We start from the raw sequence: 25,812 nt of genomic DNA, 5'->3' as shown, positions 1-25,812 counted from the left end.
ATAACTATTAAGCACTATATTTCACCCACAAATGGATATGTACTTACCGTAGTTTTATTTTTTGCACAGTGTGATTTACGAGGCTTCAGAGGCTTTTTCCTCTTTAGGAGAAAGAGAGCGAATTAACTCCCGAATTACATCAGTTGCAGGTCTCCCCGTTATTGAACAGTATTGTTCCAGCTTCTGTGCCTCGCTTGAGGTGAGATTGATTGTAAGTCGTTTAGCAGCCCATTTTTTATTCATGTATTAGACAAGCTATATATTTAAACTACTTCTCTAATATCAATCATGTAGGCTGCTAATACAATGGTATAACTAACGACATTTGATTTAAGTAATGATGAAGTTGGATAGGAGATTTTTTTGAGCAATAGTTAAGATGTCTAATATATTCTAGAGTATAAAGTTTAGCTACTTTTTGGGCAGTAATTATAAATAGAGCATAAAAAATATTATGGGATATCAACCGAAAACAAGTATTCTCACATAATAGTTGAGGACAATAATCCAGAAAACTTTTGCGGCGAATAGCCCTGACGAATTCTATGAAATTATTAGTGAATGAAAAAAGAGTCAAACCAAACATCCCAAAAACCCAAAACCCTGTAGAGACGTTCCATGTAACGTCTTTACATCTGGTTCATAAAACTTCTAACTGCTGTATATTTATCAACATTTTTACAAACCAAAATCTAAAATTCAAAATGGTATCAGCCAATTAAGAAAGGCAAACCGGGGATTAGCTGGCTAGAAAAATCAGCACATAATACATATAACAAGTAACAAGCCACTCATGCCGCAAAAAAACCAAACCGCCATCGAATTCCACAATGTCACCTTTAGCCGCAATCATCGCCCATTAGTGTCAAATCTCAATTTCAGCATCCACCAAGGAGAAGCACTGGTATTACTCGGACGCAGTGGTAGCGGCAAGACTACAACCATGAAGCTAATTAATCGCCTATTTACACCTACACAAGGCGAAGTTTTATTTGATGGCATTCCCACAATTCAATGGGATGAAATTAAACTGCGGCGAAAAATTGGTTACGTCATTCAAGAAATTGGTTTATTTCCCCATTTTACTGTCGAACGCAATGTGGGTTTAGTCCCGGCTTTGGAAGGTTGGCAACCGAAACAAATAAAAACGCGGGTTTATGAATTGTTGCAATTAGTAGGCTTAGAACCAGCACAATTCGCTGGGCGTTATCCGCAGGAACTTTCGGGAGGGCAAAGGCAAAGAGTCGGTGTGGCTAGGGCTTTAGCAGCAGATCCGCCAGTGTTGTTGATGGATGAACCTTTTGGGGCACTCGATCCGATTACACGGCTAGAACTTCAACAAGAGTTTCGGCATTTGCAGCAAGAATTAGGCAAGACAGTTGTTTTCGTCACCCATGATATTCAAGAAGCCTTGGTTTTGGCATCGAGAATTGGTTTAATGTATGGCGGAGAATTGGTAGTATTGGGGACAAAAGATGAATTTATGCGATCGCAACACCCAGAAAGCCTCGCTTTTCTTCAATGTCTGCGTTCTCTGCAAGATACCTTATGAAAAATTTCTTCCTGGTTAAGTATGCCTCAGAAATTCTTCAGCATACTCTAGAACACCTATTTTTAGTAGGCATTGCTATCGGAATTGCCATACTTGTAGGCATTCCATTAGGTATTTTAATTACACGTAAAACTTATCTTCGCCAACCCATTCTCGGCATAGCAAATATTCTCCAAACTATTCCTAGTTTGGCACTGTTTGGCTTACTCATTCCTATTCCTATAATTGGCGGAATTGGTACAGTACCAGCAATTTTTGCCCTGACTGTATATTCTTTACTGCCGATAATTCGTAACACTTATACAGGTATTACTGGCGTAGATCCAGCGATTCGGGAAGCTGGGAGAGGCATGGGAATGACAGATAGGCAATTATTGTTACAAGTCGAAATTCCCTTGGCAATGGGAGTAATTTTAGCAGGAGTGCGAGTAGCAACGGTAATTGCCATAGGTATTGCAACTATTGCAGCAGCAATTGGTGCTGGTGGTTTGGGAGTATTTATTTTTCGCGGTATATCAGTAGTGAACGATCAGTTAATTTTAGCTGGTGCAGTTCCGGCGGCAGTAATTGCATTGCTGGCTGACTTTGCAATTGGCTGGTTGGAGAATAAATTAAAAATTAAAAATTAATGAAAAGATTTTTCACACTTTGCTTTTTAATTTTTGTGTTACTAGTAATCGCTGGCTGTATGCCGAATTTAAACAGTAGTAACGGTGGTAATATTATCGTTGCTTCCAAAGATTTTACCGAACAAGATATTTTAGGGGAACTGTTAGCACAGCAAATCGAAGCCACGACTAATTTAAAAGTAGCTCGTCGCCCTCGTTTGGGTGGTTCGTTTGTTTGTCATAGTGCTATTACTTCCGGTAAAATTGATGCTTATATTGAGTACACAGGTACAGCTTTTACTGGAATTTTAAAGCAAAAAGCAGTTAATGACCCCAAAGAAGTTTATGAAAGATTAAAACAAGCATATTCTCAGCAGTTTAATTTAGAAGTGATGCCAAGTTTGGGTTTTGAAAACACTTTTGCGATGATTATCCGGGGTGAAGATGCCAAACGCAACAATATTCAAACTCTCTCACAAGCCACTCAATATACACCGCAGTGGCGTGGCGGTTTCGGCTACGAATTTTTAGAACGGGAAGATGGTTTTCCCGGATTAGCTAAAACTTATGATTTACGTTTTTCTAAACCACCGCAAATTATGGACTTGGGTTTAATATATCGGGCTTTGATTCAAAAACAGGTGGATATGGTAGCGGGTAATTCCACTGATGGACAGATTTCTCGTTTGGGTTTAGTTGTACTAAAAGATGATAAACACTATTTTCCACCTTACGAAACTGTGCCGATTGTCCGACAAGAAATATTAAAAAAATATCCCCAATTAAGAACTGCGATCGCTTCACTCGCCGGAAAGATTTCGGCAGATGAAATGCGGCGGTTAAACTATTTAGTTGAGGGGGAATTACGCGATATTAAAGATGTTGTCCAAGAGTTTCGCAAATCAAAGGGATTGAAATGATTTGTAATTCCTAATTGTGCGTTACCGTAACACATCCTACTGCTGTTCGCGCAAAAAGTTCCTTAACCACCTCATGACTTCACTAGTTGTTTGCTCATTGGCCATTTGGAGACATTGCTGTACAATTTCTCTGACGTTAGGAAAGTAGCTGCTTTCTGTAAGCACATAACTTTCTCCCTGCAATCTATAAATTAATAGCCGATTACTTTTTAATATCCAGACTTCTGGTACTCTATAAGGCAAGAAATCATTAATATCGGTGTAGCTTGTCACATCTATTTCAATTGCTAAATCTGGTGGTGGATCTGACTCCCAATCAATTCTTTTTTTGCCTACTACTGCTCTACAATTTTCAATGTAAAAGCAAAAGTCTGGTTCAATACCACTAATTTCTGGCAAGCTCATGGTAATGGGCGTAAATGACTCGTACATACGGTTTAAATCATCCAGCAAAACCTTAGCAATATCTGCCAGCGAACTCGCATCCCTTCCATGCTCTGGTAGCGGTGCCATCAGTAAAATTTCTCCTCTTCGATATTTAATGCGAGGCGAGGAGCGATCGCCTAATTGCTGACTCAATATTTGATAGTCTTTCCAGTCTCCCAAAAGCTTTAACACCGCGCCAGGTGGTAACTCGATTCTTTCTGGTGTAATTACAGTATTCATTTTCGGCTATTTCACTAATTTAAGTTAGCCAGTCGATTCCAATATTACATTAAAAAGTTATTTTTAATTAGTTATGTAAACATTTTTTCAATTGTTTGCATCATTAGAAACAACCGATAAGGAAAATTAGGAAATTGAATAAAATTATAATGCTCATAAAAAGAACGCGCTTTGTCGTCTTTGGCATCAACCACTACAGCTATTGTGGCAATTTCGCTTTGTAGAGTGCGATATAGGGCATCCATTAACAGCATTTCCCCCAGCCCTTTTTTTCGATGATTTTTATCAACTGCTAATCGACCTAAAAGAGTTGCAGGAACATTTGGATATTTTGGGAGCTTCTTTGTGATCTCAGTTGGCAATTCATCAAATTTAAGACTTGTTGATGATAGTGTGTAATACCCGGCAACGATTCCAGAACTTTTTTCAATTAAAACAAAAGGAGCAGCCATCCGCTTGCGGGCATCTTGTCCTGCTTGCTGTTTTAAATAAATATCAAGTTTCTCAACATCACAAGAAAAAGCCGCCCGGTCTTGCTTTCCTAGCGGCTCTATTAAATAATCATCAAAAGTATCAGGTAACGCCACTTACACACCCATGTTTTGTTTATAGCGTTGAGCTGCCGCCTTTAATTTTGCACTTGGTTCTGGTGGATTGAGCAGTGCTTCTACAAAAACTTCTTGGTCTTGTCTACTTAAGATCATCATTTCATTTTCCTGGATAATCTGTTTGGCAACGTTCATAACGCTGCTAATCACAAAATCTGTTAATGTTCGACCTTGAATCTCAGCAGCACGCTGGAAAATTTCTTTTTGTTCTTTACTGATACGAGCTTCCAGGCGTTCATCTCTGGAGGGCTTTAAATTTGCTTTGCGGCTTCGAGCCGGAGTATTAGCCATCATAGCCTCTACATGATAAGAATAATGTTTACCAAAAAATAAAATGTACGGCATTTGTCCTTACAAATTCATAGTAACAAACATAAATAGAAATTTGAACAAGATTTAGCGATCGCTCTGCAATTGGCCAATCAACAAGCAAGCAGCGTATAAAATGCACACCTTAACGGTAGGCTAAGAAATATCAAACAAAATGGCATAAAAATGCTTACTGTTGCTAAATCAAAACAAGCTGCGATCGCAATCTTTTCCTTCACTGTTTTACTTTACAGCCAAGTTGCATCCGCCGCCTTGACTTTACCCCTACGCAGCAAGAAGGGAATGGTGGTTTCGGCCAATCCTCTAGCAAGTGAAGCGGGAATTTTGATGTTACGCAAAGGTGGTAATGCAGTAGATGCAGCTGTGGCTACAACCTTTGCAATTTCTGTAGTTGAGCCTTTTTCGGCGGGAATTGGCGGCGGCGGATTTTTGCTGATGCACTCTGAGAAAACTGGCGAGATAAAAGCGTTAGATTTCCGCGAACGCGCACCCCTGAAAGCCACAAAAAATATGTATCTTGACGCAGAAGGAAAGGTACGTCCGAATGCAAGTATTAATGGTTATTTGGCAGTGGGGACACCAGGAACGGTAGCGGGACTTTATGAAGTGCATCGCCGCTATGGCAAGCTTTCTTGGCAAGAAGTAATGAAACCTGCGATCGCACTCGCTAAAGATGGCTTTATTATTAGCAATCTGGTAACTTGGCGTTCTCTGCAAGCTAACGAGTACCGCAAGGAAGTCATTCTCAAGAATCCAGCAGCGCGAGAAATTTTCACTCGCAATGGTGAATTTTACCAACCAGGGGAGAAGCTAGTGCAGCGTGATTTGGCACGCACTTTAACAGCAATTGCCCAAAACCCGCAAAGTTTTTACACCGGAAGTATAGCTAGGGCGATCGCTTCTGATATGGTGAAAAATGGTGGTTTAATTACTCTAGAAGACCTCAAAACTTACAAACCAATCTGGCGCACTCCCGTTTGTGGAAACTTTCGGAAAGCTAAAATTTGCTCAATGCCACCACCATCATCAGGAGGCGTTCATTTATTGCAGATTTTAAATATTATCGGTGACACTGATTTAAAATCTTTAGGATGGCATCATCCCGACGCGATACATTTAATGGTAGAAGCAATGAAGATTGCTTATGCTGATCGCTCACAATATTTAGGCGATCCTGATTTTGTCAAAGTCCCTGTACAAGAATTGCTCAGTCCAGCTTACGCTAAAAAGCGCCGTCAAGAAATTAATATGCAAGTGGCTAGACCATCGACCGAGATCAAGCCAGTAGATAAAGAGACGCTACAACGTTTTAGTCAAACTAATATTCAGAAATCGAAAGAAAATATCATTCCATCATCCCTTCAATCTCTACAAACGAACACAAGTCGGCATGAATCTCCCGAAACCACTCATCTTACTGTTGTGGATGAAGAACGCAATGCCGTTAGTCTGACTTTCACGATTAATCTCGGTTTTGGTGCTGGTGTTGTGACACCGGGAACTGGAATTGTTCTCAACAATGAGATGGATGATTTTGCTTCTGCAATAGGTGTGCCTAATGCCTTTGGTTTGGTTGGTAATGATGCCAACAGCATTGCACCCCGTAAAACTCCCCTATCGAGCATGACTCCCACAATTATCACCGAAAATGGTCATTTTCGGATGGCAGTGGGTGCGCCTGGTGGTAGCACCATCATCACTCAGGTTTTGCAAGTAATCTTGAATGTACTGGAATACAACATGGATGTTGGTGCAGCTGTTTCTGTTCCACGCATACATCATCAATGGCTTCCAGATGAGTTACGCGTGGAACCCTGGAGTTTGGATGCTCTAACTATGCAAGACTTACGCCGTCGGGGTCACAAAATTAAGGAAACTACTCCTTGGGGTAATGGTAACGCGATCGCTGTTACATCTGATGGAACTTTAGAAGGAGCGGCTGATCCTCGCGGTGAAGGTTCCCCCAGAGGTTTCTGAGCGAATGAGGAACTGGGAAGACGTACAGAGGCGGAGAATAGCAACTGAGTAGTGACTATTGATTTTGGATTGTTGACTCTGCAAAGCTGCTGCCGCCAAACTCGTTTGCCCGTGCGCTAGGCACTAGTGTCCAACCTGCTTTGAGAAGTTTTTGATAAGTTGCCCAACCTTTAGAACCACCTGGTATTTGATAATCTGGGACTGCAAAATGTCCAAAAGCTGTGTAGGGACGCCAAGGTTGATTGGGTTCTGTCTGCAAATACAAAATTTTTTCTCCGTCGCCACCAGATTTAGATAACCAGCACATTTGTCGATGCATTGCAAACTCCTTTGCTTTTAAGCTAATAATGCATAATAGCAGACTTTTGTCAAGAAAATTATCACCCTGTGGATTACTTTTTTGCAGCTGAAGTGTAATTGATTTTTATACACTACACTTATGGGTAATTACTTAAGAATTTCTACCCTTGAAGATGGCTGCATACATAGTAGAACACAAAGATAAACAGCTTTCCCTCACCTTATCTGATGAGATTTTTCTCATGTTATCCGCGTTTTTTGCGATCGTGTGTAACAATAACTACTGTTTTAGTTGAGTTTCGCAATCAGACTATTTGTTTTTCTGCTTACATACATAAGCGCAGATTTTGGAAATTATTTATAATTGAGCGTTTTATAATTAATCATGTTTAGCTAGTTATTTCTAGAGTAAGAGGTTATTTATAAGGCTTAGAGCTAGGCTATAACCTCAGATATCTTCCTTACAAAATCTCTTCAAAATGATATTCTCAAACTCTCTCCAGAGAAAGACCTCTTTATGCTTATGATTTTTTAAGCTGTTCTTAGTCAAGTCAAAAGTTTTAACAGTTGAAAGTACCATGAGTGATAAAAATCAAGAAAATCAAATTAATCAACCAGTAAGTGAAGATCGGGATTCTCGTGGGCCAGATGTAAACGAAAGAAACTTAACCGCGAATCCTGGAGATAGAATTGCTGATGAGCATCAATCAGTTGAAGAGAAGGCTAAACAGGCAGCTATCGAAGATGTACCAGACATTACAGGCGATAGAATCACAGTCCCGACTTACTTCGTTGTTGATGAACCCGATGGCGAAAAAAAGGCACTCCATCACGTTAAAGATGCTGAAGAGATTTCCGATGTAATTCGACAAGCACGAGTTGACGAAAATGGAAATCGAATTTGGTAGTTCTTTATTATTAAATGAAGATGCAAAGAAGCAGAGAAAGTATTTAATAACTTCTCTGCTTTTTTGTATATCCTGCCGATCGCGTTTTCTTTGGTGAAGTTAGTCTATTAACAGGATTTAAACAACAAATTAAAAACGAGTATAATGGTTAGCTAGTATATAGGAATTCGCTTTGATTTCTGTTCGGGCAGCGTAGCGTAATAGGCAATAGGCAATAGGCAATAGGCAATAGGCAATAGGCAATAGGCAAGGCGAAAGAAGACTTCCTAGTTCTACTGAGCTTTTTCAAAAATCAAATATGAGTCCTATAGCTTTCACGTTAAACAATCCTCATGAAAGAGAATTCTTTATTGACTGCAATTGCGACCCGTAATTGAGCGCTAGAAATTTTTCACAGTTAGCGATCGCAGATGCGCCCCTATATAAAATTTCGGCTTTATATTATATCCGCTTGATTACTTATTAAAATAACTCGTAATACTTCGGCTACGCTCAGTACAAGTTTGTAATTATGTTTTGTGACGTAATCGCATCTTTCTTAAGATTATCGGGACATGATATCAGACTCCAATTCAATTCTGAATTCTGAATTCTGACTCCTGAATTCTTTTTCTATACAAGCCTTCCATAACGTGCTGTAACAGGATTAGCTGGATTAGATTGATTATTCAGCCAAGCCCACATTTGATCACCAATAGAAAAATGCCACCACTCTCTAGGATTGCGTTGAAAACCTGCTTTTAACATTACATCTCGCAATAGTTGACGATGAGCATGATACTTTTGCGTTTCTGAGCGATCGCTATTGGCATAATAATCTGGATGCGATCGCTCTGACATTTCGTCAATTGGCGAACCCATATTCACTATTTGCCCTACATCATCTACCAGCGTCACATCTACCGCCCCACCAGTACTGTGAGGAGGCGGAGTTTTTTCATCCAAACTAGGTGCAGCCCAAATTGCATAAACCGCTTCCCAAATCTCTTGGCGTTGGTTTGGTGATAACTCCACGTTAGTTAATCCCCTATCCCGCACTGCTTGGGCGAAGCTGTAATCTACCATAAACTGCTGAACTGCTACTGGGCGATAGGCATCAAAAATTTGGATATGCCAGTTAGGATGCAACAGTTGAAGATAATTTTGCGCTTGGAGCAAATTTTCGATAACGCTTTGGCGGAGATAATAGGGGGAGCGATCGCCATAAGGCGCACCTAACTTTTCATAAGGATGGGGAGATTCCACTGCAAACAATTCTAAAGGAATCTTGATTAGCGGTTCACCACACTCAAAAATTGGGATTTGATGATAAGGTCTCATGTGAATAATTCGTAATTCGTAATACTTCGACTTCGCTCAGTACAAGTTCGTAATTCGTAATTATTACCTCATGCTGTGCATCAGGAATAATTTATTTCTGTACACTAATAAATTTACCTTTCTTGTACCTTCAATTACGAATCATTAAATGCTCAATCAAAACCAAACACCTCTGTTAGATGCCTTAAAAGCCAATTCAGCAAGACCTCATGCGCCTTTTTACACTCCAGGACATAAACTAGGTGAGGGAATTTCTCAACCTTTGGCTGACTTACTGGGTAAAGCCGTCTTTCGCGCTGATTTAACCGAATTAGCAGATTTAGATAATCTCTTTGCACCCCAAGGCGTTATTCAAGAAGCACAACAACTGGCAGCTGAGGCGTTTGGTGCTTCGCAAACATGGTTCCTTGTCAATGGTTCTACTTGTGGGATTGAAGCGGCAATTCTCGCTACCTGTGGGACAGGCGATAAAATTATTCTGCCTCGCAATGTACATTCATCTGCGATCGCAGGTTTAATTCTCTCTGGTGCAATACCAATTTTTCTCAATCCTGAATATGATCTAGTTTTAGATATTGTCCATAGCATTACACCCAATGCTGTAGAATCTGTACTCCAACAACATCCAGATGCTAAAGCAGTACTGATAGTTTATCCAACATATCACGGTGTTTGTGGAGATTTGAGTGCGATCGCCAACATCACACATCAATATAATATCCCTCTACTCGTAGACGAGGCACACGGCGCACACTTTGGTTTTCATCCCGAATTACCCACTCCAGCTTTAGCCGCAGGTGCAGATTTAACTGTACAATCCATCCACAAGGTACTCGGTGCAATGACACAAGCATCGATGCTGCACGTTCGAGGTAACAGGATAGATGGCGATCGCATCAGTAAAGCATTGCAACTCGTACAGTCTACCAGTCCTAGTTATTTACTTTTAGCTTCTTTAGATGCAGCGCGTCAGCAAATGGCACTCCACGGAAAAATGCTAATGTCTCGCACTTTGCAACTTGCTGAGGAAGCTAGAACGAGAATCAGTCAAATTCCGGGATTATCAATTTTGAAAATGCCTCGGTTAGAGGGATCTCCCGGCTTTGTGACTTTAGACGAAACGCGACTAACTGTTACTGTTTCTGGTTTAGGTTTAACCGGATTTGAAGCAGATGAAATTCTCGATGAAAAATTCGCTGTCACTGCTGAATTTGCCTCACTGCAACATCTCACCTTCATCATTAGTTTGGGTAATACCCCAACCGATATTGAGCAACTGGTACAAAGTTTTACTACTCTTGCCAAAGAATATCGCCGAACCAACTTAACTGTTAAAAGCGATCTTTGGCAGGATATTTTCACTACACAATCTCATGCTTTACATTTTTCTCCTCGTGAAGCCTTTTTTGCTGTCAGTGAAATATTACCTTTGATACAGGCTAGTAAACGCATCTGTGCCGAAATCGTCTGTCCCTATCCCCCAGGAATTCCCTTGTTAATGCCGGGAGAAATCATCACCAAACCCGTTCTTGACTATCTGCAACAAATCCAGGCGATGGGGGGATTTATTAGCGGTTGTGGTGATATTAGTTTACGCACCATAAAGGTAGTAAAATAATGACTTACATGGTAAATTTAAGGATAATAATTTGAATACATTTTTCACAATATCGCAATCCGATTTAATTTCTGAAGTTATTGGCATAGGAGGCAAGAGGCACTCTTGCAACAATCAAGAAGCCTCTTTGAGTTGTACTGATTTTTTTCAGAAATCAAATATGACTTTTATAGTTATACCAATTTAAAAAAATAATGCGACAGATACATATTCCCAAACTTTTGTTCTGTCTCGCTTCCCTAATTTTGAATTTTGAATTTTGAATTGGTATTATTTGCCCATTTGTCAAATTTAGCTAAATAATACTTTATTAAGAATAAATTTAAATCAATGAAGATAAATTTTTGGGTAGTAGCAGTTGTACTGTCTCTGGTAACAACCTATAATCGAGCTACATTTGCTCAAAGTCAAACTAATATTTCACCAAGTAGTAACGCTCAAGAAATCGAAAAAGCTAATAATATCAAGAAATTGTTCGATTTGACTGGTGTAAAAAATATTTCTCGACAGATTTTGACTCAATTATTAAATGATTTCAAGTCCAATTACCCTCAAGTACCTCAAAAATTTTGGGATAAGTTTGCTACTGAATTCAAATCAGATGATGTTGTAGATGAGATTGTTCCTATTTATAATAAATATTTTACTAATGAAGAAATTAAACAACTTATTACATTTTATCAGACACCTTTAGGGCAAAAAGCAATTACCGTTATTCCCCAAATTTATCAGGAATCTTATGATGTTGGGAAAAGATATGGAATAGCAGCAGCTCAAAGAGCCTTAAAAAAATTAGAAGCAGAAGGATATATCCGCCCTACTAAATAAAGCATTGTATAGATGTTAACTTGAATTTATAAATGGGTAATTTTTAGGTTCTGCTCAATTACTAATCCTGTTAATAAGAAGCAAAGGAGAAAAATTCTTTTTGCTCTACGACTCCCGTTGTGCTTATTTTAACTTGCTTGATAAAGCAACTTGAAACCTAGATCAACTTCAATACTTGTCGGGTTTTGGGGAAAAGGGGAAAGAAAAAACCTTTAACCTTTTCCCTAAACCCAACTCCGAGTTAAAAATCCAAAACCCGAGCAGTATTGAGATCAACTTTGCTCTCTACCTTCTACAATAAAGATAGACTTTATTGAGATTTGTATAGTTGGGGATCGGCTGTCATGGCTCCCGCCGTTTTCATTCAAAATTTGCAAAAGCGCTACGGCACAGTGGTTGCCGTCCAAGATGTTTCCTTTCAGGTAGAATCAGGAGAAATCTTTGGTTTACTAGGCCCCAACGGTGCTGGGAAAACTACTACCTTGCGTGCCTTGTGTACGCTGACCACACCGGATGCAGGCATTATCGAAGTATCTGGCATCTCTGTATTAGATCATCCCAGAGTGGCAAGACAACGATTAGGCTATGTAGCTCAAGAAGTCGCTATAGATAAGGTGTTGACTGGAAGAGAACTGCTGCAATTGCAAGCAGCACTTTATCACCTCCCAGGCGCAGTAGCCAAACAGCGTATTGAAACGGTATTAGATTTACTCGGTTTGCAAGAATACGCCAATAAAAAGACAGGAACCTACTCTGGCGGTTTACGCAAGCGCCTAGACTTGGCTGCTGGATTGCTCCATGCACCGGATGTTTTGGTATTGGATGAGCCAACTGTAGGACTTGACATAGAAACCCGTTTTGTGGTGTGGGATTTCCTGCGAAAATTACGCGCCTCTGGGACAACGGTAGTAATTACCAGCCATTACTTAGAAGAAATTGACGCTTTAGCCGATCGCGTGGCAATTATAGATCGCGGCGTTGTAATTGCCAGTGGTACACCCTCGCAATTAAAAGATCAAGTAGGGGGCGATCGCATCACCTTGCGAATCCGCGAGTTTTCCCCCACTGAGGAAGCTGAAAAAGCTAAAAACCTCTTAAAATCTTTACCCTTTGTCCAAGAAGTGATTATCAACAGCGCTCAAGGGAATTCCCTCAACTTGGTGGTGACACCTCAGAATGATGTTTTGATTAACATACAGCAAGCGCTGAATACTTCGGGCTTGCCCATATTTGGCATCGCCCAATCTCGCCCCAGCCTCGATGACGTTTATCTTGCCGCCACAGGACGCACACTGATGGATGCAGAACTGGCAGCCGTTGCCACTCGCGATCCTAAAGCTGAGAAAAAGCAAAATATGAGATAGCTAGAGAGCAGGGGAGCAGAGGAGCAGCACTTCGGTTACGCTCAGTGACCGGGAGCAGGGGAGAAGTAGCAGTAAGTTTTTCCTCTCCGTACCTCTGCCTCTTGTGCCCAATCTAAAATCCAAAATCTAAAATCCAAAATTGCTATGAGTGTTACTCCTAAATCTGATATCAATTGGCAGCCGCTAGCATCGCCACAAGCAGATGTTAATACTGCACCTAACTTTTTCGGTGAATTGGTACAAGAGACGTTGGCTTTAACTCGTCGCTTGTTTATTCAATTGCAACGCCGTCCCTCATCTTTAATTGCTGGAATTATTCAGCCAGTAATGTGGTTAGTGCTATTTGGTGCTTTGTTCCAAAATGCTCCCAAAGGTATATTTGGCAATACAACAAATTACGGTCAATTTTTGGCTGCTGGCATCATTGTGTTTACAGCTTTTGCTGGGGCGCTGAATGCTGGTTTACCGGTAATGTTTGACCGCGAATTCGGCTTTTTGAATCGTTTGCTGGTAGCACCCTTAGCATCGCGGTTTTCTATTGTCTTTGCCTCAGCAATTTTCATCATCAGCCAAAGTTTGCTGCAAGCTGCCGTAATTGTTGCAGCAGCAGCGTTCTTGGGCGCGGGACTACCAAATATAGCAGGTTTAAGTGCGATCGCTCTAATTGTCTTACTCTTAGCTTTGGGTGTAACAGCCATCTCCCTCGGTTTAGCTTTTGCTTTACCCGGACACATTGAATTGATTGCAGTGATTTTCGTTACTAACCTACCATTATTGTTTGCTAGTACTGCTTTAGCACCTCTATCTTTCATGCCTCAGTGGTTACAGGTTGTGGCTACCCTGAATCCTCTTAGCTATGCGATCGAACCAATTCGCTATCTCTATTTCCATAGTGATTGGGAATTAGGTAGTGTAGTGATGCAGGCTCCTTGGGGTAATGTTACCTTTGGAGGAGCGTTGGTGGTGTTGTTTGGCTTTGCCCTAGTCGCCTTATTGAGCATTCAACCCCAACTGCGGCGGACTCTTGCTTAAAGAGATAAAATAGATAAATTTTAGGTAGGGTAAAAATCCCATGAAAAAACCATTTTTACAAATTCCTAGACTCTTTGTAGCCAGTGCGGTAGGAATCAGCTTTGCTTCCTTGCTCATGGCTCAACCGAGCTCCGCTCAAATCAGCAGTCCAGCAGATGCTTTCCCCAGTAATAGTACCACAGACCAAAATACCGATCCTTTCTCCCGCTCAAACTCAGACAATTTCAATATGTTTGATCTGATTCATCGGGCAAATTTCGGGACTCTCAACTGGGATTCTAACCAACAGAACGAAGAATTAAACTCAGCAGCAGCAGCTTTTAAAGCAAGACAACAAAAATTAATTCAAGGTCGTCAACAACAGCAAGCAACCCCCAGTTTGCCAACGGTTACACTACCCTCAGTTACGCAGCCATCGGTTACATCACCATCAGGTAACTGAATTCAAACAAAGAACCCCAAGTCTTAGAGGCTTGGGGCTGAAACTATTTAAAAAAAATCCTGAATTATCAGGTAAAAAACTACAGTCCAAGCGCAGCTAAAATATCGCTAGCATGGTTGCTGGTATTTACATTAGCGTCAACATGGGTAATTTTACCGCTGGGGTCAATTACGTAGGTGACGCGTTTAGCATAACCGCCGCCATCCACATCGAAAGCTTTGATGAGGGATTTGTCGGTGTCAGCCAGTAGGGGAAAATTCAAATTATATTTTTGGGTGAATGCTTGATGGGAGACTTCATCATCTGCACTGACTCCCAAGATGACAATATCTTTACCTTGATATTCAGACTGGGCATCCCGAAAACTACAGGCTTGTTTGGTGCAGCCTGGCGTGTCATCTTTGGGGTAAAAGTATAAAACAACTGTCTTTCCCCTCAAATCAGATAACGAAACTGTGTTGCCGTTTGTATCTTTGGCGGTAAATGCAGGTGCATCCGTACCAACTGCTAGAGGCATAATTAACCTTTCCTGTTTCAGATTGTTGATGCACTTGAAATTTTACATTAATTTATAATGATTAAATATAATTATTAAAAAATCGCATAAGTATATTTTAGATAACTAATTTTGGTTTAATGGGGTATTTGGTACAAGAAAAAATAGATTATTCAATTAATCTTTATTAGAAGAAAAATTTATACCCATAGACAATGGCTGCTGTTGATTCCCAAAACCCAAATATTTTTGTCTATCCTCAAAGCACAGTAGAAAGAGCCGAGCGATCGCTAGTGTGTTCACCCTTTAATGTATCTTTATTTGAAGTGATGGGGCACCAAAGTGTATCAGTAACTGCGATCGCTCTGGAAAATGGACTCAAGCAGGGCTATACTAAACGCCCTTTATCAGAATTAGCCTGTGATAACGCCTTGGGCTGGCTGATTAAAGTGGGTGTATTACGGCGAGAAGTCGATGGCCAGGGAATTACAGATAGTTTTCGTCTCACTCCCTTGGGTCGTCAGTTAGTAGAACAGTACCAAGGAAAAAATTGGCGTACTCCTTCATGGCGCGATCGTTTATACGATGCTGTGATTCGTTGGTTGCGGATACCTTTCTAGAATAAAAAACTCAAGAGTTAGGATTAGGGAATCAAAGGGAACAATATATACGGAAACATCACATCTATTCATGAAGTCTTTACCATAACCATCTAATTGAAATTTGTGATGCTTATAGTAGGCATTGGGGCATGGGGCACTGGGCATGATGTATTAGTTCTTCTTTGCCCGCTTCCTCATCTCCCTCATCTCTCCCTGCTTCCCTGTTGTTTGCTCCTAAAAACTCACCCTGTATCTTGAAAAACTAAGTGATAAGCAACTATGAAATCAATTATGGTAGTGGGGACAACATCCCATGCAGGGAAATCACTTTTAACTACAGCTATTTGTCGCATTCTGTCGCGGCGTGGTTGGCGAGTGGCTCCCTTTAAAGGTCAAAATATGGCTTTAAATGCTTATGTCACTGCCAGTGGTGGAGAAATTGGCTACGCCCAAGCAGTGCAAGCTTGGGCTGCGGGAGTCATACCTTGGGTAGAAATGAACCCAATTTTACTCAAACCCCAAGGGGATATGACTTCTCAAGTAATTATTAAAGGTAGGTCTGTAGGCAAAGTGAGTGCCTCAGATTACTACGAGCAATATTTTGAACTGGGGTGGCGGACAATTGAAGAATCGCTACAGCATTTAGGAACAGAATTTGACATGGTGGTTTGTGAAGGTGCCGGTAGCCCTGCGGAAATTAACCTCAAGCACCGTGACTTAACTAATATGCGAGTGGCAAAATATTTAAATGCGCCAACCATGTTAGTAGTTGACATTGACCGGGGTGGTGCTTTTGCCCATGTCGTGGGAACCTTAGAGTTATTGGAACCAGATGAACGCGCCTTAATTAAAGGCATAGTAATTAATAAGTTTCGAGGGCAGCGATCGCTCTTAGATTCGGGGATAAAATGGTTAGAAGAACGCACAGGTATCCCCGTTGTCGGTGTTATACCCTACTTACAAGAAGTGTTTTCCGCAGAGGATTCCCTAGACTTACTAGAACGTCAATCTTCGTCGAATAAACCCCAAACTGACCTCAATATTGCTGTCATCCGCTTACCAAGAATTGCCAATTTCACCGACTTTGACCCACTGGAATCAGAAAGTACAGTTTCAGTTAAATATTTAAGTCCTAAGCAAGATTTAGGACATCCTGATGCCGTGATTATCCCCGGTACAAAGACCACAATTGCTGATTTGCTACTGCTTCAAAAAAGCGGTATGGCAGAAGCTATCCAACACTATGCTGCTTCTGGTGGAACGGTTTTAGGTATCTGCGGCGGCTATCAAATGCTTGGTCAAATCATCGCCGACCCAGAAGGGATAGAAGGACAAGCTGGCAGATTTCAAGGGTTAAATCTTTTACCAATCAGAACTGTAATTACAGGGCAAAAAATCGCCCGCCAGCGCCAAGTTAGCTCAAATTATCCACAACAGGGCTTACCAGTAAATGGCTTTGAAATCCACCAAGGGCGATCGCGCATTGAACAGCAAGGTATAGATCCTCAGTCTTATCACGCCTTATTTGACGATATTAATTTAGGGTTAGTGGATAGTTGTCAATCGGTATGGGGAAGTTACCTGCACGGACTTTTTGACAACGGCCCTTGGCGACGCGCTTGGTTAAATCGCCTCCGTCAACAACGCGGTTTAAAATCTTTGCCCACAGGTGTTGCCAACTATCGCGAACAACGAGAGCAGATTTTGGACTCCCTAGCCACCGAAGTTGAAAGCCATTTAGACTTAAATCCGTTTTTGTCTTAAACTAAAATGCATAAAAATCGCACATTTTTTAGATTAAAGTGTCATTAGTCGCTAATGACCAATGACCAATAACTAATCACTAATGATTGTTCGTGTCCGCTTTTTACCAGATGATGTCACAGTAGATGCCGAAGTGGGAGAAGCCCTATTGGATGTAGCAGACCGGGCTGGGGTATTTATTCCCACCGGTTGTCTGATGGGGTCTTGTCACGCTTGCACCGTCGAATTAGAGGATGGAGAGATCATCCGCGCTTGTATCACCGCAGTACCGCCACGTGAGGAATTGACAATTAATTTATTTAGCGATCCTACTTGGTAGTGTCGCCCCTGTTATTGAGAAGGACTGATATGCTATGCGGATATTAATTGTGCTATCGTTAATATATTCAATTATGAGTTACGTAACGCATAACATATAGCATTAGTAATTTATGTCTCCGTCAGACAAATATCCTAAGTTTAAAGATAAAAGGACGGAGCGGTTTGCTTTAGGTGAGAGGGTAAAAGAGTTTCAGGCTTTTACAGATCAAGCATATAAACGACTTGATATATTAGAAGCCGCTACTAGCAAAGAATCTCTTATGAAACTACCGAGCAACCATTTTGAGTCTTTAGAGGGCGATCGAAAAGGTCAATATAGCATTCGGATAAATAAGCAATGGCGAATTTGTTTCAATTGGGCAGATGAAGAATCTAAACCTTTCAACATAGAAATTACAGACTATCATTCTTAAAGGAGAGAAAAATGGCACGGCCACCTATCCATCCTGGAAAAATTCTTGCTGATGAGCTTCATGAATTGCAAATGAGCGCAAGTGAGTTAGCACGTATTCTTCATGTACCAACAAACCGGATTACTGAAATAATTAATGGTGAACGGGCAATTACTGCTGACACGGCATTACGATTAGGGCAATGGTTTGGTACTGGTGCTGAGTTATGGATGAATTTACAGAAGAATTATGAGCTTAGACTAGCTGAAGAAAAAATGGGTGAAGAAATTCAGGCAACTATTTCTCCCCGGATCTTACCTGAGTTAAAACAAGTCAAGGCATAAAAAAATCGAAGATTCAATTTTTTGGATAGATAGCAACTTCCCACTGCTTGACTAACAGTAAAACTAGACGCTTCTTCAATATTCCAGAAACTCGAACCTGGGTTCTTCATCAATATATCAATTAGCTTTAACATTCAGCGCGTATTCTTTAAACCTTTCCAAATCAGCTTGAATCGTTGATTCAACTATCCGTCCCAAAAACAAGTTATCCATAATTTTGCCAAGAATGCCGGGGATGGCGTAGGAAATAGTCATTTTCACAATGCTACTATTGTGGCGATCGTAAAAGCGAATCGCTCCCTGATTCGGCAAACCATCAACAGATTCCCATTGGATAATTTGGTTAGGAACAACTTTGAGAATCCGGGATTGCCAATTAAATTCTAGACTGCCAGTTTTTAATTTCCAAAGAGATATATCTGGATTATCTGGCGGAATTTTCACTGAATCAATCCACTTCATCCACCGGGGCATTTGCTCTAAATCAGACCAGAGGCTCCATACTAAATCTATGGGAGCCTCTACTTCTACCTGCACAGTATGCTCTAACCAGTCTGACATTCTCTACTCTTCCTTTGCGCCCTTTGCGCCCTTCGCGGTTCGTTATTTCTTCAAACTTTCCAAAATCACTTTTGCCGCACGTCGTCCAGAAATAGTAGCACCTTCCATGCTGTCGATGTAGTCTTGCTGAGTATAACTGCCGGCAAGGAAGAAATTATCTACTGGTGTTTTTTGGTTGGGACGGTACGCATCCATCCCTGGCGCTTCTCGGTAGAGAGACTGAGCAAGCTTTACAACACTGTACCAAGTCATATTTAGCTCCCGCGACGAGGGAAACAGTTCATGGACTTGCTTGAGAACATGTTGTGCGATCGCTTCATTACTTTGGGCAATAAACGGATCTCCTGGTGTCAGCACTAGCTGTAACAAAGATCCCTGTCCTGGGCGATAATAATCAGCAGGGCTAGTCAACGCTAAATCGGCAAAACAAGAAAAGTCAGCATCGGCTGTGTAAAGTAAATTATCGATTCCAGCCGCATGGTTTAGCTGTTTACGTTGCTCTCCATCTTTCAGTTCTGTTACCCAACCATCAAAGCGTAACTGCACTGTAGCCACTGGTACTGGATCCAGTTTGTAAATATTGTCAAATTCTGACCACTTACGCCACTCCTGGGGTAGGATGCGTTGAATTCCTGGAACATCACAGGCAAAAACGTAAGCATCAGCAGCGATCGTTTCTACTGCATCACCTTGGGCAACTACTATACCAGTAACGTGGGTTTGTTCGCCTGACTCAGTAAACTGAATTTCCCGAACTTGTCGGCGCGTGTAAACTTTGGTGCCTCTAGCTTCCAGATATTCCAGAATCGGCTTGTGTAAATATTTAGCTGGAGAACCTTCCAGCATTCGCAAAACTGAAGCTTCAGTTCTAACAGCAAATAGCTGGAATATGGTTAACATACAACGGGCAGACATATTTTCGCAATCAATAAATCCCAATGCGTAAGCAATCGGGTTCCACATCCGCTTGATGCTGCCATTACTTCCACCATGACTGCGAAACCAATCGGCAAAGCTAACTTTATCTAAATTGCGGATAGTTTTCATCGCCCCATCAAAGTCTACCAATCCGCGAACTATCGGACTAGTACCCAAAGCGATCGCATTTTGCAATTTATCCTGCAACGATAGTTGGGAAGTAGTGAAAAATGCCTTTAAGCCATTGAAAGGCGCACCTGTAAGAAAGCGAAAATCCAAAGCACCAGTGCGCCCCCCTTTATTAATAAAAGTGTGGGTATGTTCCTTGAGGCGTAAGTTTTCTAACACCCCCACTTTTTTCATCAAATCAAATAGTTGGTAGTAGCACCCAAAAAATACATGCAACCCCATTTCTAGATGGTTGCCATCTCCATCAACCCAACTGCCAACTTTACCGCCCACAAACGGACGAGATTCAAAAATCTCTACTTCACAACCAGCATCAGCTAGATCTACTGCGGTTGCTAGCCCAGCCAGTCCCGCACCTACGATTGCAACGCGCATTCCGTCGTTCCTTTTCAGTTTCTTTACAGATTGTAACTGGCTTGGTGTCGGAATTTGCTACTTAATATCAACTCCACCAACATATTAAGGTATGGCAATGTCGATACTAAAACCTCTTTGATCACTTCTTTTAGCCCCGACAAATGACCAGACGCAAGAAAAACGCGTCTGTATCATCTAGACAAACTCTTGTCCATAGCAGCGAACTCTCAAAAGTATCATAGATATTTTTCTGGTGGCAAAGCAGTATCTGGATAAGTTGTGAAAGTAACTTCTTACTTATTTGCATCTTTGTTGTCGTCGGAGACAGGCAAACTTCTAATCAGTTCACGAATCACGTCAGTTGCGGGTCTACCTGTTTGTTGGCAATATTTTTCTAGCTTTTCCGCTTCCTGTGTTGCGAGATTGACTGTTATGCGTTTAACGGCCCATTTTTTATTTGTCATTATCATGCTATCTGCTGTATATTTAGATGGTCGAAAGAGTCCAAATTAAAGAGGGAACCGATAAGATTATCAGAGTTTGTCTCAGGAAACAAGTAATACCATTAATATTAAAAATGTTCGTTTTGTCAAAGGATTCATCATTTTCTAAAAAAATCAAAATACTACACTTTATTTGTTACTATTGTGACAGTCTAAAACGCACATAGTTGCTTTTGAAGATAATAACCCTACTAACAGCATGAGTAAAGCCTGACAATGAAATTTTATAAATGAATTCGAGACACCTCCTGTTGACTCTATGAACATTTCCAAGGTTATTCTCCATTGAAAGCATTTGACCTTCTCTCTTAACTAAGTTCGCTAAACCCGCTTGGAGAGAACATCCGCTAAAACACCAAAAAGTAAAGCTTCAGAATCATTATCATGCTGAAATGCTGACTTAGAGGCGGGTTAGAGTGGTATATATATAACATCAATAGTCAGTTAGAAAGTAGGCAAATAAGCGATCGCTTTAGAACAAACACTCAGATGCACCCATTACTGTAACCAAAAAGTTAATAGCTACTTGAACAGTTATAAATTTTGGCTTACCTTAATCAAGTGATTGCTTTTCAGGGCTAATATACTAGCCAGAGTAGACACTACAGGTGTAAAAAACTAATTAATTTGGTAAATTTTTACAGCATTATCTGTAATTTTACACAGATGAATTAACCCAGAATATATGTGATGTCAGTTGACTGTTGCCAAGCATAATATTTCAGTTTTGCTTCACACGTTTTACACTAAATTTCCGTAAATATTATGATGGAATTTTGCATATTTTTTATCTTCTCTCTAGCGATATAGCTTGCTTTCAAGCCTGCATTTTTTTTACATTTTCTCTATTTATAGAGATTTAGATATCTAAATCATTTTTAGCCAATTGTGCTGCTATAAAATTGTCCGTAAATCTTCTTCTCAGATTTCAACTAAGAAATAAATTCCTGACGAAAAAAATTGATTTATAACTATTTATTACTTGGTAAGTATACCTATAAAAATAACTATATATTTCAATTTTAGATTTCGTGTATTCATTATAGCTATTATTTATGCACTTTAAATAATCTTCATTTACACATTAAATAAGCTCAACTTTATGTTTTATAAAAAAATTACAAAGGAAAAGATATACATCTGAACTTTTGCTTAATGATATTGATATACAACAAGACGCTAAACTCAAAAAATTGTTCACAAAAAATTCCGATATTTAAGTGCGTTAGCGAGGTTTGACTAAACTAAACTTTGCAGACAAACTTTCAGTACTTTTGTCGTTATTTATACTAAATATTTTCCGATAAAATGACTGTAAAACTATGAAAATACAGGTACTTCATGAAATTGAGGTAAAGTTAACGTGAGTTTGACAACCCTGTTCCCCGCCTCATACTGTTTCACCTTAAGGTTGATACAGATTCTTGCAGGGGAGGCAGGGAGAGCAGGAAAAATGATTTGTATCAATAATTTCGTGAAATGGTATCAGAGGTACGCGGATGAAGAAGGCTGAATGGATTACTTCGCTCAACGTTTAGTTGGTAAAGAAAAGAGGGGAAAAGGTAAAGTCTTCCCCTTTTCCCCTTCCAAATGCAATTTCAGTCAATATGCAAATTAAATCCAGATGGCTTAATTTTTCATACCCACAATTTGAGATTGAAAATTATGGGAATTAGTGCAACTATTCAAATTTAAGTTGGGGCATCAGTTGGAGAGTGCCAATGCCTAAATCTTTAGGGGAAAGCGATCGCGCTTCAAACAAAGACATCATATCTTTTAACTGAGGATTGCCACGGGAGGCTCCCGTTAGTCCTTTGGCAATGATTAAGCCACAGTAGCCCTTAGTATTTTTACAGCGTTGATTCCATTTTTTTCGGGCTTCTACATGAATCGGATCTTTATCTAAAAATTCACCGAATAGGAACAATTCGCCATTTTGAGTTTGTAATAAACCCAGGTCGTAGCGATCGCCATCGAAGGGGTCGGCACCTGGGTTAAAGCAAATTGCTCTCAGTCCGCCTGCTGCTTCAATTCTCTCAATTACAGTCTTCGCCTTAGGCCGGGAAGTTTGAATTAAAATCACCGGCAAACCATCACCCACTTGTTTGATTTCACCAGCTTGATGGTAGCTGACCCCCTTTCGCAGGAATTCCAACATTTCCCAGGACACCACACCTAAGCTGAGGAAGGAATCTTCTGGTATCAAGTCATCTTGCAATGATGGGAAATCTAGGTTGTCAATTTCCTGATCGTCAATCTCAAAGCCTGCCATTTCCTCTAATTCTGCTGCTAGCTGCGGCATAGTAGAGACTGTCACAGGCAGAGATTTAATTGATTCTTCAGGCTGCGGTAGAGAAATGCGATAGCGACGGCTAAGGGTAGGAAAGATATCTTCATGAAGTTGGCGACGGTGATCGCGAATAAAGCGGCTCAGGCTTTCGATCGCAACCAAGATTACCAGTGCTTCTTCGTCATACAAAACAGACCGTAGTCCTTCTAAGGGGTGGATATTACCGAAAGTAGGGTCAATTTCTGATAATGCCAGATCCGCCAAATCATCTTCATCGGTTTCGTCAGCACTCTCAAAAGTGAGAAACAGGCAATCTTGCTTAAGGAAAGCTTCTTCTAAATGCTCCGTAGATTCTTCATCTGTTAAAACTGCGGCACGAAATTGTTTTAAAGACTCTTCTGAGCGATAAAACAAAATCCCATATTCCATTCCCAGCATTCCCATGACTGAGGCGTAGAGTGTACCGACATCCCACTTATTAATCTCGATGGATAAAATTTGCTGTTCTTCCAAAAACTCCCAAGGTGCAGCTTGCCAAATGGTAAAGGCTTTCTCTCGCAAGATTTGTGCATACTGTGGGGGTAAATCGGGCGTTTGACTATCGAGGATGTCGGCAAATCCACGAAATAGTTCGTCAATTAAAGGCAGTTCTGGCGCGTAGTCAATCGCAATATCTAAATCTTGTAACACCCCCCGCAGGTAAAATTGGATTTCGCGGTCTTTGACTACAATTCTTTGGGGTCTGGCAGGTCTTGCCGGACTCTGGGGATGCTCCATTGCTTGCATTAAGGTGCGAACTATTGCTTCGGGGCCGATATCTGAAGCTACCACATCCATTCCTCGAACAATACCTTGGGAGTAATCTACCCAAAGAATGCATTCTCCCTTTGCCTCTGAGTCTGAGAGTTGGTTTGGTGATGACAACGGACGGCGATCGCCCTCCCATACAGAAGGAATTTGAGTTAATTTCTTCAACCGACGACTGGTAGAGCGATTAAAACTTGTCATAGCGATCAAAAGAAGCAATTTGGAAGTAAACTTTGGGGAATAGCTAGCCTCGAATTAAATTTTTATGGCTGCACCTGAAGGATGGTTGCTTATCAGGCTGCCGCAAGGCTTGAACTTCAAAAATATCGAATGTTGTAGGAGGTAGGGGGCAGAAGGCAGGGGGCAGGGAGCAGGGGGCAGGGAGCAGAAGGCAGAAGACAGAAGGCAGGGGGCAGAAGTAACCCTTATTTCAAAGCGTGAGATTTAGGCTGTGGACGACGATGCCAAATGATCCACTTGGGATGCATCCCAGACGCTCTTGCTAGCTTGCTTCCCTGTAGAAGAAAGGGAAGATGCCAATGGAGAAAACTGCACGGGCTACGAAAGTATCTTCGCACTATGCGGCTTCGATACAATTCATATTTTTAAACTGGATTTTATACCGAGAACTAAAGTTTTCATTCATAATTATTTCCTCCTGCCTCCAGTCTTCTGCCTCCTGCCCCCTGCCTCCTGCCTTCTGTATAAACACATTTAATCTCTCAATTCTAGAATAAAAATATTTGGCTGCTTTTGACGGAGTGTTTACAATTTGGCATCTAGCGACATCTAAGCCGCTAGAATGAATACAAAAACACCAAGAGCAACCCACAGGCATTAACAGGCCGATACAGGGTAAGGCTGAAACTAATTAAGGAGTTGAAAAAGCAGATGACACAAGCAATTCAGGCTCAACAACGCGGAATTCTGTTGAGCGAAGCCGCACTGCACCAGGTAAAAGCCCTCCGGGATAAGCAAGGTACAGATTTATGCTTACGCGTAGGAGTACGTCAGGGTGGCTGTTCGGGGATGTCTTACATGATGGATTTTGAAGACACTAGCAAGATCACCCCTAATGATGAAGTTTTTGACTATGATGGCTTCAAAATTGTCAGCGATCGCAAGAGTCTTTTATATCTCTACGGCTTAATGCTCGATTATAGCGATGCCATGATTGGCGGTGGTTTCCAATTTACTAACCCTAATGCTAACCAAACTTGCGGTTGCGGTAAGTCATTTGGGGTGTAATATTGTCAGTTGTCATTTGTCCGTTGTCATCTGTCGTTTATCATTTGCAATTGCCTAATGACTAATACTTCGACTACGCTCAGTACAAGTGACCAATGACCAATGACCAATGACTAATACAGTTGAATCCCTATTTGATACAGGTTTAGAACGCTATAAAGCAGGAGAATCAGCAGAATCTTTAATCCCTGTATTTAAAGAAGTGTGCGATCGCTCTCCTAAAACTAGTGCTGCTTGGGTTTGTTTAGCGTGGTTGTATCTACTCGATAACAAACCCAACTTGGCTTACAAAGCTGCACAGAAAGCAGTTAAGTTAAATCCACAAGATCCCCAGGCTAGAATCAATCTCGCCTTAGCAATGCTGGAAACAAAGCAAAAAGGTTTGCGGGAACACATTGACATAGCACAACAGTTGATTTTTGTCAATGAAGAATGGAGTGATGAAATAAAAAATAGTATTGAAGACGGTTTAAGTAGAAAACCAGATTGGCAGAGTTTGACAAAAGTCAAAAATTGGCTGTTTGAAAAGTAAAGGATGGGAACTGGG

At 40.9% G+C, this 25,812-nt stretch carries 28 protein-coding genes; 17 read left to right on the top strand and 11 right to left on the bottom strand.

The features are described 5' to 3' along the window. Window positions 1-75: 75 nt before the first annotated feature. A complete protein-coding gene (locus RMX98_RS04990) occupies window positions 76-243 on the bottom strand; it encodes a CopG family transcriptional regulator (protein WP_409880773.1) in 168 nt (55 codons plus the stop codon). Window positions 244-793: 550 nt separating this feature from the next. Between RMX98_RS04990 and RMX98_RS04985 the strand changes: the two genes are divergently transcribed. The 3 genes from RMX98_RS04985 to RMX98_RS04975 are packed head-to-tail and all read left to right on the top strand — an operon-like array spanning window position 794 to window position 3,080. Continuing rightward, complete coding sequence (locus RMX98_RS04985) at window positions 794-1,552, top strand: ATP-binding cassette domain-containing protein (protein WP_322676779.1); 759 nt, start codon at window positions 794-796, stop codon at window positions 1,550-1,552. Further along, the gene (locus RMX98_RS04980; RefSeq protein ID WP_322676778.1) at window positions 1,549-2,181 is read left to right on the top strand and encodes an ABC transporter permease; all 633 of its coding nucleotides are present in this window, start codon (window positions 1,549-1,551) and stop codon (window positions 2,179-2,181) included. Before RMX98_RS04985 ends, RMX98_RS04980 begins: the two co-directional genes overlap by 4 nt. Beyond that, complete coding sequence (locus RMX98_RS04975) at window positions 2,181-3,080, top strand: glycine betaine ABC transporter substrate-binding protein (protein WP_322676777.1); 900 nt, start codon at window positions 2,181-2,183, stop codon at window positions 3,078-3,080. The genes RMX98_RS04980 and RMX98_RS04975 overlap by 1 nt, the downstream gene beginning before the upstream one ends. Before the next feature lie 36 nt (window positions 3,081-3,116). Here RMX98_RS04975 and RMX98_RS04970 read toward each other — a convergent pair whose 3' ends face one another. The 3 genes from RMX98_RS04970 to RMX98_RS04960 all read right to left on the bottom strand — a co-directional run bounded on the left by RMX98_RS04970 (window position 3,117) and on the right by RMX98_RS04960 (window position 4,699). Next, the gene (locus RMX98_RS04970; RefSeq protein WP_322676776.1) at window positions 3,117-3,746 is read right to left on the bottom strand and encodes a Uma2 family endonuclease; all 630 of its coding nucleotides are present in this window, start codon (window positions 3,744-3,746) and stop codon (window positions 3,117-3,119) included. A gap of 71 nt (window positions 3,747-3,817) precedes the next feature. Next, window positions 3,818-4,333 carry a GNAT family N-acetyltransferase gene (locus RMX98_RS04965; protein ID WP_322676775.1) on the bottom strand — a complete coding sequence of 172 codons (516 nt, stop codon included), beginning with the start codon at window positions 4,331-4,333 and terminating at the stop codon, window positions 3,818-3,820. Then, on the bottom strand, window positions 4,334-4,699 hold the full coding sequence (locus RMX98_RS04960) for a DUF1778 domain-containing protein (RefSeq protein WP_322676774.1): 366 nt from the start codon (window positions 4,697-4,699) through the stop codon (window positions 4,334-4,336). A 150-nt stretch (window positions 4,700-4,849) separates the two neighbouring features. On the opposite strand from RMX98_RS04960, the gene ggt reads away from it, so the two are divergent. Beyond that, the gene (ggt, locus tag RMX98_RS04955) at window positions 4,850-6,661 is read left to right on the top strand and encodes a gamma-glutamyltransferase (RefSeq protein WP_322676773.1); all 1,812 of its coding nucleotides are present in this window, start codon (window positions 4,850-4,852) and stop codon (window positions 6,659-6,661) included. 55 nt (window positions 6,662-6,716) lie between these two features. Here ggt and RMX98_RS04950 read toward each other — a convergent pair whose 3' ends face one another. After that, entirely contained in the window at window positions 6,717-6,980 is a 264-nt protein-coding gene (locus RMX98_RS04950) for a hypothetical protein (protein ID WP_322676772.1), read from the bottom strand. Window positions 6,981-7,539: 559 nt separating this feature from the next. Between RMX98_RS04950 and RMX98_RS04945 the strand changes: the two genes are divergently transcribed. Further along, window positions 7,540-7,869, top strand: coding sequence for a hypothetical protein (locus tag RMX98_RS04945; RefSeq protein ID WP_322676771.1), 330 nt, complete (start codon window positions 7,540-7,542; stop codon window positions 7,867-7,869). Window positions 7,870-8,481: 612 nt separating this feature from the next. Here RMX98_RS04945 and RMX98_RS04940 read toward each other — a convergent pair. Next, window positions 8,482-9,189, bottom strand: coding sequence for a M15 family metallopeptidase (locus RMX98_RS04940; RefSeq protein WP_322676770.1), 708 nt, complete (start codon window positions 9,187-9,189; stop codon window positions 8,482-8,484). 148 nt (window positions 9,190-9,337) lie between these two features. Between RMX98_RS04940 and RMX98_RS04935 the strand changes: the two genes are divergently transcribed. The 5 genes from RMX98_RS04935 (at window position 9,338) to RMX98_RS04915 (ending at window position 14,473) form a co-directional block, all read left to right on the top strand. Further along, a complete protein-coding gene (locus RMX98_RS04935) occupies window positions 9,338-10,807 on the top strand; it encodes an aminotransferase class I/II-fold pyridoxal phosphate-dependent enzyme (protein WP_322676769.1) in 1,470 nt (489 codons plus the stop codon). Between the two features lie 330 nt (window positions 10,808-11,137). Further along, window positions 11,138-11,635, top strand: a complete 498-nt coding sequence (locus RMX98_RS04930) for a DUF2059 domain-containing protein (RefSeq protein ID WP_322676768.1) — start codon at window positions 11,138-11,140, stop codon at window positions 11,633-11,635. A 344-nt stretch (window positions 11,636-11,979) separates the two neighbouring features. Continuing rightward, a complete protein-coding gene (locus tag RMX98_RS04925) occupies window positions 11,980-12,999 on the top strand; it encodes an ABC transporter ATP-binding protein (protein ID WP_322676767.1) in 1,020 nt (339 codons plus the stop codon). Between the two features lie 144 nt (window positions 13,000-13,143). After that, the gene (locus RMX98_RS04920) at window positions 13,144-14,031 is read left to right on the top strand and encodes an ABC transporter permease (RefSeq protein ID WP_322676766.1); all 888 of its coding nucleotides are present in this window, start codon (window positions 13,144-13,146) and stop codon (window positions 14,029-14,031) included. Window positions 14,032-14,071: 40 nt separating this feature from the next. Then, window positions 14,072-14,473: a hypothetical protein gene (locus RMX98_RS04915; RefSeq protein WP_322676765.1), complete on the top strand. Its 402-nt coding sequence runs from the start codon at window positions 14,072-14,074 to the stop codon at window positions 14,471-14,473. Window positions 14,474-14,552: 79 nt separating this feature from the next. Here the strand turns inward: RMX98_RS04915 and RMX98_RS04910 are convergent, their stop codons facing one another. Continuing rightward, complete coding sequence (locus tag RMX98_RS04910; protein ID WP_322676764.1) at window positions 14,553-14,990, bottom strand: peroxiredoxin; 438 nt, start codon at window positions 14,988-14,990, stop codon at window positions 14,553-14,555. Window positions 14,991-15,184: 194 nt separating this feature from the next. Between RMX98_RS04910 and RMX98_RS04905 the strand changes: the two genes are divergently transcribed. The 5 genes from RMX98_RS04905 (at window position 15,185) to RMX98_RS04885 (ending at window position 18,392) form a co-directional block, all read left to right on the top strand. Continuing rightward, window positions 15,185-15,589, top strand: coding sequence for an Npun_F0494 family protein (locus RMX98_RS04905; protein WP_322676763.1), 405 nt, complete (start codon window positions 15,185-15,187; stop codon window positions 15,587-15,589). A gap of 261 nt (window positions 15,590-15,850) precedes the next feature. Next, entirely contained in the window at window positions 15,851-17,335 is a 1,485-nt protein-coding gene (gene cobQ / locus RMX98_RS04900) for a cobyric acid synthase CobQ (RefSeq protein ID WP_322676762.1), read from the top strand. Window positions 17,336-17,417: 82 nt separating this feature from the next. Beyond that, window positions 17,418-17,654, top strand: coding sequence for a 2Fe-2S iron-sulfur cluster-binding protein (locus RMX98_RS04895; protein WP_069073076.1), 237 nt, complete (start codon window positions 17,418-17,420; stop codon window positions 17,652-17,654). Between the two features lie 112 nt (window positions 17,655-17,766). Then, the gene (locus tag RMX98_RS04890) at window positions 17,767-18,069 is read left to right on the top strand and encodes a type II toxin-antitoxin system RelE/ParE family toxin (RefSeq protein ID WP_322676761.1); all 303 of its coding nucleotides are present in this window, start codon (window positions 17,767-17,769) and stop codon (window positions 18,067-18,069) included. 11 nt (window positions 18,070-18,080) lie between these two features. Beyond that, entirely contained in the window at window positions 18,081-18,392 is a 312-nt protein-coding gene (locus RMX98_RS04885; RefSeq protein ID WP_322676760.1) for a HigA family addiction module antitoxin, read from the top strand. Window positions 18,393-18,509: 117 nt separating this feature from the next. Here the strand turns inward: RMX98_RS04885 and RMX98_RS04880 are convergent, their stop codons facing one another. From RMX98_RS04880 to RMX98_RS04865, 4 genes are all read right to left on the bottom strand, one after another. Continuing rightward, the gene (locus RMX98_RS04880; protein WP_322676759.1) at window positions 18,510-18,953 is read right to left on the bottom strand and encodes an SRPBCC family protein; all 444 of its coding nucleotides are present in this window, start codon (window positions 18,951-18,953) and stop codon (window positions 18,510-18,512) included. A 42-nt stretch (window positions 18,954-18,995) separates the two neighbouring features. Further along, complete coding sequence (gene zds / locus RMX98_RS04875; RefSeq protein WP_322676758.1) at window positions 18,996-20,435, bottom strand: 9,9'-di-cis-zeta-carotene desaturase; 1,440 nt, start codon at window positions 20,433-20,435, stop codon at window positions 18,996-18,998. A 275-nt stretch (window positions 20,436-20,710) separates the two neighbouring features. Then, complete coding sequence (locus RMX98_RS04870) at window positions 20,711-20,887, bottom strand: CopG family transcriptional regulator (protein WP_322676757.1); 177 nt, start codon at window positions 20,885-20,887, stop codon at window positions 20,711-20,713. Between the two features lie 1,714 nt (window positions 20,888-22,601). Further along, a complete protein-coding gene (locus RMX98_RS04865; RefSeq protein ID WP_322676756.1) occupies window positions 22,602-24,218 on the bottom strand; it encodes a DUF6930 domain-containing protein in 1,617 nt (538 codons plus the stop codon). 690 nt (window positions 24,219-24,908) lie between these two features. Between RMX98_RS04865 and RMX98_RS04860 the strand changes: the two genes are divergently transcribed. Together RMX98_RS04860 and RMX98_RS04855 are read left to right on the top strand one after the other, a co-directional pair. Then, window positions 24,909-25,265, top strand: coding sequence for an iron-sulfur cluster assembly accessory protein (locus RMX98_RS04860; protein ID WP_322676755.1), 357 nt, complete (start codon window positions 24,909-24,911; stop codon window positions 25,263-25,265). A 109-nt stretch (window positions 25,266-25,374) separates the two neighbouring features. Beyond that, the gene (locus RMX98_RS04855) at window positions 25,375-25,797 is read left to right on the top strand and encodes a tetratricopeptide repeat protein (protein WP_322676754.1); all 423 of its coding nucleotides are present in this window, start codon (window positions 25,375-25,377) and stop codon (window positions 25,795-25,797) included. The last annotated feature ends 15 nt before the right edge of the window (window positions 25,798-25,812 follow it).

Origin of the sequence: Nostoc sp. DedQUE02 (assembly GCF_034531035.1) — a bacterium.
Taxonomy (GTDB): Bacteria; Cyanobacteriota; Cyanobacteriia; order Cyanobacteriales; family Nostocaceae; genus Nostoc.
The sequence above is the reverse complement of the archived record's forward strand: the minus strand, read 5'-3'. Positions and strand labels throughout refer to the sequence as shown.

Bases quoted from the DNA above. Each gene is read 5' to 3' on its own strand.
- RMX98_RS04905 (WP_322676763.1), top strand. From the start codon at position 15,185: ATGGCTGCTGTTGATTCCCAAAACCCAAATATTTTTGTCTATCCTCAA.
- RMX98_RS04865 (WP_322676756.1), bottom strand. From the start codon at position 24,218: ATGACAAGTTTTAATCGCTCTACCAGTCGTCGGTTGAAGAAATTAACT.
- RMX98_RS04920 (WP_322676766.1), top strand. From the start codon at position 13,144: ATGAGTGTTACTCCTAAATCTGATATCAATTGGCAGCCGCTAGCATCG.
- RMX98_RS04890 (WP_322676761.1), top strand. From the start codon at position 17,767: ATGTCTCCGTCAGACAAATATCCTAAGTTTAAAGATAAAAGGACGGAG.
- RMX98_RS04855 (WP_322676754.1), top strand. From the start codon at position 25,375: ATGACTAATACAGTTGAATCCCTATTTGATACAGGTTTAGAACGCTAT.
- RMX98_RS04980 (WP_322676778.1), top strand. From the start codon at position 1,549: ATGAAAAATTTCTTCCTGGTTAAGTATGCCTCAGAAATTCTTCAGCAT.
- RMX98_RS04960 (WP_322676774.1), bottom strand. From the start codon at position 4,699: ATGCCGTACATTTTATTTTTTGGTAAACATTATTCTTATCATGTAGAG.
- RMX98_RS04870 (WP_322676757.1), bottom strand. From the start codon at position 20,887: ATGATAATGACAAATAAAAAATGGGCCGTTAAACGCATAACAGTCAAT.
- RMX98_RS04915 (WP_322676765.1), top strand. From the start codon at position 14,072: ATGAAAAAACCATTTTTACAAATTCCTAGACTCTTTGTAGCCAGTGCG.
- RMX98_RS04885 (WP_322676760.1), top strand. From the start codon at position 18,081: ATGGCACGGCCACCTATCCATCCTGGAAAAATTCTTGCTGATGAGCTT.
- RMX98_RS04940 (WP_322676770.1), bottom strand. From the start codon at position 9,189: ATGAGACCTTATCATCAAATCCCAATTTTTGAGTGTGGTGAACCGCTA.
- RMX98_RS04925 (WP_322676767.1), top strand. From the start codon at position 11,980: ATGGCTCCCGCCGTTTTCATTCAAAATTTGCAAAAGCGCTACGGCACA.
- cobQ (WP_322676762.1), top strand. From the start codon at position 15,851: ATGAAATCAATTATGGTAGTGGGGACAACATCCCATGCAGGGAAATCA.
- RMX98_RS04950 (WP_322676772.1), bottom strand. From the start codon at position 6,980: ATGCATCGACAAATGTGCTGGTTATCTAAATCTGGTGGCGACGGAGAA.
- RMX98_RS04930 (WP_322676768.1), top strand. From the start codon at position 11,138: ATGAAGATAAATTTTTGGGTAGTAGCAGTTGTACTGTCTCTGGTAACA.
- ggt (WP_322676773.1), top strand. From the start codon at position 4,850: ATGCTTACTGTTGCTAAATCAAAACAAGCTGCGATCGCAATCTTTTCC.
- RMX98_RS04945 (WP_322676771.1), top strand. From the start codon at position 7,540: ATGAGTGATAAAAATCAAGAAAATCAAATTAATCAACCAGTAAGTGAA.
- RMX98_RS04860 (WP_322676755.1), top strand. From the start codon at position 24,909: ATGACACAAGCAATTCAGGCTCAACAACGCGGAATTCTGTTGAGCGAA.
- RMX98_RS04990 (WP_409880773.1), bottom strand. From the start codon at position 243: ATGAATAAAAAATGGGCTGCTAAACGACTTACAATCAATCTCACCTCA.
- RMX98_RS04935 (WP_322676769.1), top strand. From the start codon at position 9,338: ATGCTCAATCAAAACCAAACACCTCTGTTAGATGCCTTAAAAGCCAAT.
- RMX98_RS04895 (WP_069073076.1), top strand. From the start codon at position 17,418: ATGATTGTTCGTGTCCGCTTTTTACCAGATGATGTCACAGTAGATGCC.
- RMX98_RS04985 (WP_322676779.1), top strand. From the start codon at position 794: ATGCCGCAAAAAAACCAAACCGCCATCGAATTCCACAATGTCACCTTT.
- RMX98_RS04970 (WP_322676776.1), bottom strand. From the start codon at position 3,746: ATGAATACTGTAATTACACCAGAAAGAATCGAGTTACCACCTGGCGCG.
- RMX98_RS04880 (WP_322676759.1), bottom strand. From the start codon at position 18,953: ATGTCAGACTGGTTAGAGCATACTGTGCAGGTAGAAGTAGAGGCTCCC.
- RMX98_RS04975 (WP_322676777.1), top strand. From the start codon at position 2,181: ATGAAAAGATTTTTCACACTTTGCTTTTTAATTTTTGTGTTACTAGTA.
- zds (WP_322676758.1), bottom strand. From the start codon at position 20,435: ATGCGCGTTGCAATCGTAGGTGCGGGACTGGCTGGGCTAGCAACCGCA.
- RMX98_RS04910 (WP_322676764.1), bottom strand. From the start codon at position 14,990: ATGCCTCTAGCAGTTGGTACGGATGCACCTGCATTTACCGCCAAAGAT.